At 66.2% G+C, this 7,085-nt stretch carries 4 protein-coding genes; 2 read left to right on the top strand and 2 right to left on the bottom strand.

All coding sequences use genetic code 11. The features are described 5' to 3' along the window. Positions 1-2,428: hypothetical protein (locus tag ACFVJS_RS16445; RefSeq protein ID WP_378882204.1), on the bottom strand; the 2,428-nt coding region annotated here is incomplete at its 3' end. 437 nt (positions 2,429-2,865) lie between these two features. Between ACFVJS_RS16445 and ACFVJS_RS16440 the strand changes: the two genes are divergently transcribed. Next, a complete protein-coding gene (locus ACFVJS_RS16440; protein ID WP_378882202.1) occupies positions 2,866-3,468 on the top strand; it encodes a hypothetical protein in 603 nt (200 codons plus the stop codon). Positions 3,469-3,550: 82 nt separating this feature from the next. Here ACFVJS_RS16440 and ACFVJS_RS16435 read toward each other — a convergent pair whose 3' ends face one another. After that, positions 3,551-6,379 (bottom strand): metallophosphoesterase, encoded by a 2,829-nt coding sequence (locus ACFVJS_RS16435; RefSeq protein ID WP_378882199.1) that lies wholly within the window; start codon positions 6,377-6,379, stop codon positions 3,551-3,553. A 251-nt stretch (positions 6,380-6,630) separates the two neighbouring features. On the opposite strand from ACFVJS_RS16435, the gene ACFVJS_RS16430 reads away from it, so the two are divergent. Beyond that, on the top strand, positions 6,631-7,085 hold a 455-nt coding region (locus tag ACFVJS_RS16430; protein WP_378882196.1), incomplete at its 3' end, for a hypothetical protein.

The following is a 7,085-nucleotide window of genomic DNA, read 5'->3' as shown; positions in this document are numbered from 1 at the left end:
TTTTCTTCGCCTTCTTGCCGCGCAGCCGCTTGGTGGTTCGACGTGCTGACGGGGGCGGTGATGGTCGGGTGGCGTCACCAACCGGCTGCAATCCCATCTCGGCCGCTAGCGCGTCGAGGGCCGGATCGTCGCCGGGCGGGTCGTTTAGGTAGATCGTCGCTTGGATGTTCGCGAGTTCGTCTAGGAGGAGTCCAACGGCACGGTCGGACTTCAGTTGGTGCTTCTTGGCACGCATATAGGTCTCGAGCCGTTTCTGGGCGGCCTCCCGCACGGCGGCTGGCGCGGCAGCGATGAAGAGCGTCGGGTGGCCCCAGAGTCCCGCGAAGGACAGCATCGCGTCTCGGTACTGACTGGATTGCCCCGCAACCTTGGCTCGATCTCTCATCAGTCTCAGGAGCTTCAGCTGAGTGTCCCCGGACAGTCCGAGCAGATCCGCACCGGTCCGAAGTGCTCCCTTTGCGCCCGACGAGACGAGATGAGTGATCAGATCGTGGATGCCGTCGGGAGCGTTGAAGTGCGGTTTCCCGGGTGGGTTGTTGTGTGCCTCGATCAGGTGTCGACCCATCCACGCGTTCAGGTCGCCGCACTGGTCACCGACCAGGGTGCCGACCGCACCCGCCTCGTGTCGGCGGCGCTCATGAGGCTTCACCGGCGGCACGGTTGGATGCAGAGTCCGGATCTCATCTGGATCTGGATCGATGTACAGCTCACCATCCAGGAACAGCATGTAGAGGTCGAGCTCATCTTCCGCTCGGTAGTGCATGGTGACGTCTGAATCCGTTCGCCGCCGCAAGTAGAGCAGGAATTCCGAGGCGCTGTCGCTGACCTCTGCGATGGTGGCAAGGTCGTGAAGCGAGGTAATCCACGGCGGGCGCACCTCCGGAATCAAGCCCACGCGCTGAAGGTCGCCAAGCGCCGCGCCCACGGGGCCGACATCGTCAAGCAGCACCACGACCGACCGGACCTCCCGGACGTGGTCCAGCGACAGCCAGGTCCGATCTGCTAGCCAGATCCCTCTGTTTGTCTCGATCAGGGACTGTAGGCGCAGGGCCTGATCGGAGGCGCCGCCGATCGTTGCACGCACATCGGCTGTGAACCGGCGTACATCACCGCGTCGTGCCGCGGCAGCGATCGACTTGGCTTTCACCTCTACGCAGATAGCCACATCGTCGATGACGAAGAGTCCGTCTCCCTCGACCTGGTTCGCGACCGCGTCGAGATCGGGGCAGTCTGCATCAAGTGATGTCGTCGGCGAGTCTTTCGCCGGGGCGAAGTACTTGAGACCCGCGTACGAAGGGGCGGTGCCCAAGATCGTCTCAAGGTGCTGGAGTGCCAGTCGCTCGCTGACGACCTGGCGGGCTTTCTGGTCATATCGTCGAACATCGGCCGAGTTCGTCGGCAGTGCGGCCTCGAAAATTCGACGGAGCGAGTCGAGGCCGACATCATTGGTGGTTGCAGCGTAGGTTCCTGCACCGTCCGATATCAGAGGTGTCGTCAAGAACGGGTTGGCCCCCGTCAGCATGGTGTATACGCGGGTTGAAGGAGTCTCGCTCGCGTCGAAGAACTGCGAATAGGAGTCCAGGACTCGTCTCACCTGGTCGACCGCGATCCCGGATTCGTCGGAGACATCGCCCGCCGAGATCGATGCTCGATCGGCGGGCAAGAACATCATCGGCATCATAATGTCCATGAAGGCTTGCAGGTCAGCCTTGGGTACATCCGCCGGTGGTGTTCCGTGGTGCCGCATGAGGATTTCTGCCGAGTCGTCACGGTGCTTCGTCATTCTGGTCGCGCCGATCTCGTTGATTGCGTGCCGGATTTGCAGCACGTCGGCATAGCTGTAGCCCAGATGCGTTTGCATAAGACTCGCTGTCACAGGATGGTTGAACAGCTCCGCCTCATGACGATCGCGGATCGTGTCGTACTGAAGATTCCTAATGAGGAGGACGGATGCTTGGTATTCGGCGGCGATCTGAGCCATCGGATCGGGGTTGAGGTGCGACTCTGACATGCGGAGGTACAGCGCGAGTCGCGCAAGCCGTTGCGCCCGGTCGTGGAGTTCGGAGATGGCTTCGTGCGGACGAGTTTCTTCGCGCGGAACGTCACCGGTCTTTCGCTGACCGCGAGCAAGCAAGAGGCAGGCGACGATCTCGACGGCGATGCCAGATCCACCTGGCATGAAGACACGCGGATCCGGCACTGGCGAGAACTCGCGCATTCGCATCAGCTCGATCACGTCGAAGGCGTCGGCGTCTTCGATGAGCCGCAGCATCGCTGAGACCTCGACCTCGACTTGCTCCCGGAACGCGCGCCGAAGTTCTGCGACCGATTTGCAGCCATAGAAGGTTGAGAGGTCATCGAGCGGGTCGCCGATTGAGGCTAGGTCAATGTCGCCGATCAGCCGCTGCAAAGGGGAACGGTCGGTCACGGGAAGTCCTGTCACGTTTGGGGCAACTCAGTGTGTCTGAGGCTAGTGCGACCCACCGACAAAATCGGTTGCCAAGTGGCGCAGCCTAGCTCGGGCCAGAGCCGACCGGACGGCGTCGTCGCGAGACTCGAGCCAACGACTCGTCCCTGAGCGCCCAAGCGCTGCGAAGATCGACCACGCGGCGCAGTCAGGGCGGTTCGTCAAGGCCGCAGCGGGAGGCTCATCAATCTTTCCTGCATCTCGACGAAGTGCGTCACTTCGCCGCGAGTGCACGTCCCAGGAAGATCTCCATCCAGCACAGAAGACCGTCGGACTCAGCCCGACGGGCCCCGAGAACCACATAGCTTGGGTATGGCCTCCCCGCGCCCAGAGGAGTAGACAGAGAAGAACCGGCGGTGCCGGTCCGGGCACTGCCCTGTCCTAGAAAGGAGCGGGCTGTGTACGCACGTTCCACTACGTTCCACGGGAGTCCCGGCAACATCGACGCGGGCATCACGTTCGTCAAGAACGAGGCCGGGCCCATGCTCGACAGCATCGAGGGCTGTCGCGGCCTGTCGTTGCTGGTCGACCGCGAGTCCGGGCGTTGCATCGCCACGAGTTCGTGGGAAGACGAGGCGACCATGCGCGCCAGCGACGAGCAGCTTCGCGCGCTACGCGATCGAGGGAAGGACATCCTCGGTGGCGACATGCAGATCGACGGGTGGGAGATCGTCGTCATGCACCGTAGCCACCACGGCGAGTGCGCCCGAGTCAGCTGGCTGCAGGGTGATGTCGACGCCATGGCCGAGATCTTCCGGGTCGGGATCCTTCCCCAGCTCGAGCAGACCGATGGGTTCTGCAGCGCCAGCCTGCTGGTGAACCGGTCCTCCGGCCTGGGGTGTGCCACCACGGCCTGGGAGTCCCGCGCCGCGATGGAAGCCAGCCGCTCGGCGGCCGACGAGATGCGCAGCCGGGCCGCGAGCGACACGGGCGGCGAGATCGTCGACGTGCACGAGTTCGACCTCGCGTACGCCCATCTGCATGTCCCCGATATGGCCTGACGTCCACGCGTCTTCACCGAGCCCGCGTGGCCGGGCTCGGGGTTGAGTCCGATGTGCGCGTTTCGCAGCCCGGAGCAGTCAGTCAGGGTGCGACGACCGTACCCGTGAGACTGATCCTCGCCACCTCTTCGATCTCGACCGGCTGGTCGCCACGGACGCGGTGGATCTTCACCACGGCCTCGGTGGGTGAGGTCTCGAACTCGAGGAAGTGCTTGAAGAACGGCGGCTCGTCGAGGGAGTAGATCTCGGAGACGAACTTCTGGATCGGGCCGAAGGGAGGGTTGAGGCCGGGGAAGGCGATCTGGGCGCGGCGTCTGGTACGTCGATCGACACCGTCGACGATGGCCGCTTGGCCACCCATCTGCTCCTGCTCGGCCTCGATGATGGACGTCGCGTCCGCCTCGCTGATGAAGTCGTAGGGCGTCGAGACGCCCGGACGGTAGCGAGGGCGCACCCAGGCCCCGGGGTCAGCGATCAGCGAGTAGGCGCCGAGGAAGACCAGGTGGGCGAGGAGAGCGGCTGCGCCGACCGCGACCAGGGTGAAGAGGGCCCCGGCAACCGCCACGGCCGGCCACCATGTTCGGAGCTCGTTCGCGAGCGGGGCGAGCTCCGAGAAGATCGGTACGTCGAGCAGACCCGGCACCGCCGCCCCCAGCAGGAGCGCGCCGAAGGCCAGGATGACGAGGGCCACCAGAGGCGTGTACAGGCGCGCGTGCTCCCGTCGGATCCAGTCGATGACGAAGATGCCGATCGCGGTCACCGTGATCAGCGCCGGCAGGGCGAAGGCGGCCCGCATCCACTCCGAGTCGACGGCGTCGGCGACCCACCACCAGAGGGCCAGCGTCACGGGCGCCGAGAGAAACACGAGGGGCCGAACCACCCGTCGCCAGCGGAGCCACGCCTGCACCCGGCGTACGGGCTGATCTCCCAGAGGCCGGGTGAGAAGGTCAGGGGCCAGGAGCGCTGCGAGCACCACCACCGCGATCACCGCCATCGGCACGAGTCCGAGTAGGCCGCTGAAGAACAGCAGGGTCAAGCCCTCACCGCTCAGCACGCGCAACATCTCGCCCGAGACCACGGCGGCCTGCGCGGCCACGGCCCACACGACCGATCGCTTCAGCCAGCGCGCTGCCCTCGCGCCGTTGACGGTGCTGACGATCCGCGTCCGCCACCCGACGATCCCCACGACGGCGTAGACGCCGACCGCGACGAACAGCCACCACGGCACCGTACGTCCCTCGCCCGAGCCGAGCTGATCCAAGCCCCAAGGCAGCAGAGCCAGGGCCACGAGAGCCGCCAGCACGCACGCGAACGCGACGTGATGCCACCAGGGGACCCGCTCGACGGGGTTCCACCATCTCGACCAGCGCACGCACCAGGCGTTGAGGCAGATCCACAGGGTGCTCCACCCGAACAGCACCAGCAGGGCTCCTGCCGCATCCGGCAGGTACTGATGCAGGAACAGCGTCGCCAGCACCCCCACGACCAGCGCTTCGAGGCGCAGGAGCAGGCGGCGTCCGAAGAGACTGCGTCCGGGACGCTGCGGCATCAGGTGCAGCAGCATCAGCACCATCATCGTGGCGATGGCGACACCACCGACGCCGGCGAGCCACCGACCCAGGACCACTCCCCCGCCGAACAGCACGACGGTCAACAGCAGTCTCCAGATGCTGGGGACCAGCTGCTGCGCGAAGTACGCCAGGGACTCGGCCGAACCCGGGAAGAGCCTGGTCGGCCGGAATCGCAGGTCGGTTCGCGCGTCCGACACGGCCGTCCGGATCGGATGGGTGGCATGCGTGTACGCACCGCCACCACCACTGACGATGTGCCACCGGCCATCGCGCGAGCTCTGCGCGTCCCGCGGGTCGTAGAGCTGGAAGTTGTGCGTGTCCCCTCCCACGGTCGCGACGTAGCGTCGCTCCTCGTCGGTCACGAGGTCGTAGACGGTCTCGCCGGGTCGTCCGGCCACCGCGCACGTCCGGCGCTCACCGTTGACGAACAGCGGCTTGCCGGTCATCAGGATCTTCGGCTTCTCGCCGCTCAGCGAGCTCAGCCAGTCGAACTGCGGGCCGTCGATGGTCCCGTCGATGCCGGTGTCGATGCACACCAGGTCCACGTGCTCGGTCTCGATGACGAAGTACGGCGCCGGCTGCAGCGGGGACTCCGGTGCCGGCCCGCCGCCGTCGGCCGGCTCGCCCCACCGCGCCGGCACGGCGTTGCCCACCGGCTCACTCGGCGTACGCCACATGATGCGGCCGAAGCGGTCGCGGATCAGCTCCCAGGGCCCGAGCCTGTCCCCGAACGATGGCGCCAAGACCTCGCCGGGCCAGGTCGGCGGCTCGTCCGCCGCGTACAGGAACTGGTGGGCGAACCCGTAGAGGCCGTCGTACCAGTCATGGTTTCCCGGCATCGCGTAGACCGGGACGTTCTCGGGAAGCGCGAACTCGGCCCGTACGTCGGCGGGCGCCTTCAGCCCCGGCACCCGGTTCGAGCGGTACGGCTTGTAGAAGCCGTCCACGTAGTCGTTGACGTTGCCAGACGGGTAGATCACGTCGCTCAGGACGAGCACGAAGCTCTGTCCTCCCCCGTCCACGCAATCACCCGCGGCCCGCGCCAACGCCGGCGCGACGACGTACTGCGACGGGTCCTGCTCGCCGGTGTCGCCGATGACCAGGAACCTCGAGACCCCAGGGGCGGTGATCGTCAGGGGCGTGTCGCTCTTCGTCCAGTGCGCACGCAGGTTCTCGACGAGCCCCCGCGTACCGCGCCCCAAGATGTCGTTGACCGAGTCGATGAGGCTGCGCGCGGTGATCCAGGAGAGGCTGTTCCACTTCGTCGGATCGTGCAGCAGGTAGGCCTTCGTACGCTCCCAGTCCGTGCTCCCGGTCTCGGAGTCACCGCCCTGAGCCATCGACATCCTCTCCGCCAACCGCATGAAAACAGATCTAGACAGAGTCCCACGCGGCGCGTCGGTCGCGCGCAGGACTCCCCCAGATTGGCGTATGACAACGCCTCGACGCCGACTGATGATGAAAACTGCAAGCCCACACGACATCTCGGCCTTCCTGGCCATTCGTCTGGTTGAGCGGAACGCCAACCACAGCTCGGCGCCACGGCAGGTCAGTTCAGGTCAGGGCACCGAAGACGGAAGGAACAGAGATCATGAAGCTGTTGATGAAGAGCTGTGCCATCGCGGCGGGACTCGTGCTGGCCGGGGCCGGAGCAGCGAGCGCCGGCGAGGTGAACGGCAAGGGCGGCGAGATCCCGGCGCCGGACCGCGCCTCCTCGGAGTGCGTGTTCTCGGGCCAAGACACCGCGGACTCCATCGAGGGCAACCCGCCGGGCTTCGACGACGACGCCCTGGCCGTACGCGGCAACCAGAGCCCCGGCGGCAACGACCGCTACCACGGGGTGCAGAGCTACGGCATCTTCGTGCGCGCCGGGCTCAAGGAGTTCGTGCCGTCGCCCGGCGACGCCTGCCGGGGCAACCACTGCCGGCGCTCAGCGCGGCCCGACTCGCCGACCTCGGCTACGCGGACCTCGAAGGGCACCAGACCGGCCATCCCTGGCTCGTCCTCAACACGGGACGCATCGGATTCTCCGCCTGCGACACCGAT

Origin of the sequence: Nocardioides sp. NPDC057772, assembly GCF_042798075.1 — a bacterium.
GTDB lineage: Bacteria > Actinomycetota > Actinomycetes > Propionibacteriales > Nocardioidaceae > Nocardioides.
This window is presented reverse-complemented; position numbering and strand designations above follow the sequence as displayed.

What these genes read in the sequence shown, in the direction of transcription:
- ACFVJS_RS16435 (WP_378882199.1), bottom strand. Translation starts at nt 6,379, where the DNA reads ATGGCTCAGGGCGGTGACTCCGAGACCGGGAGCACGGACTGGGAGCGT.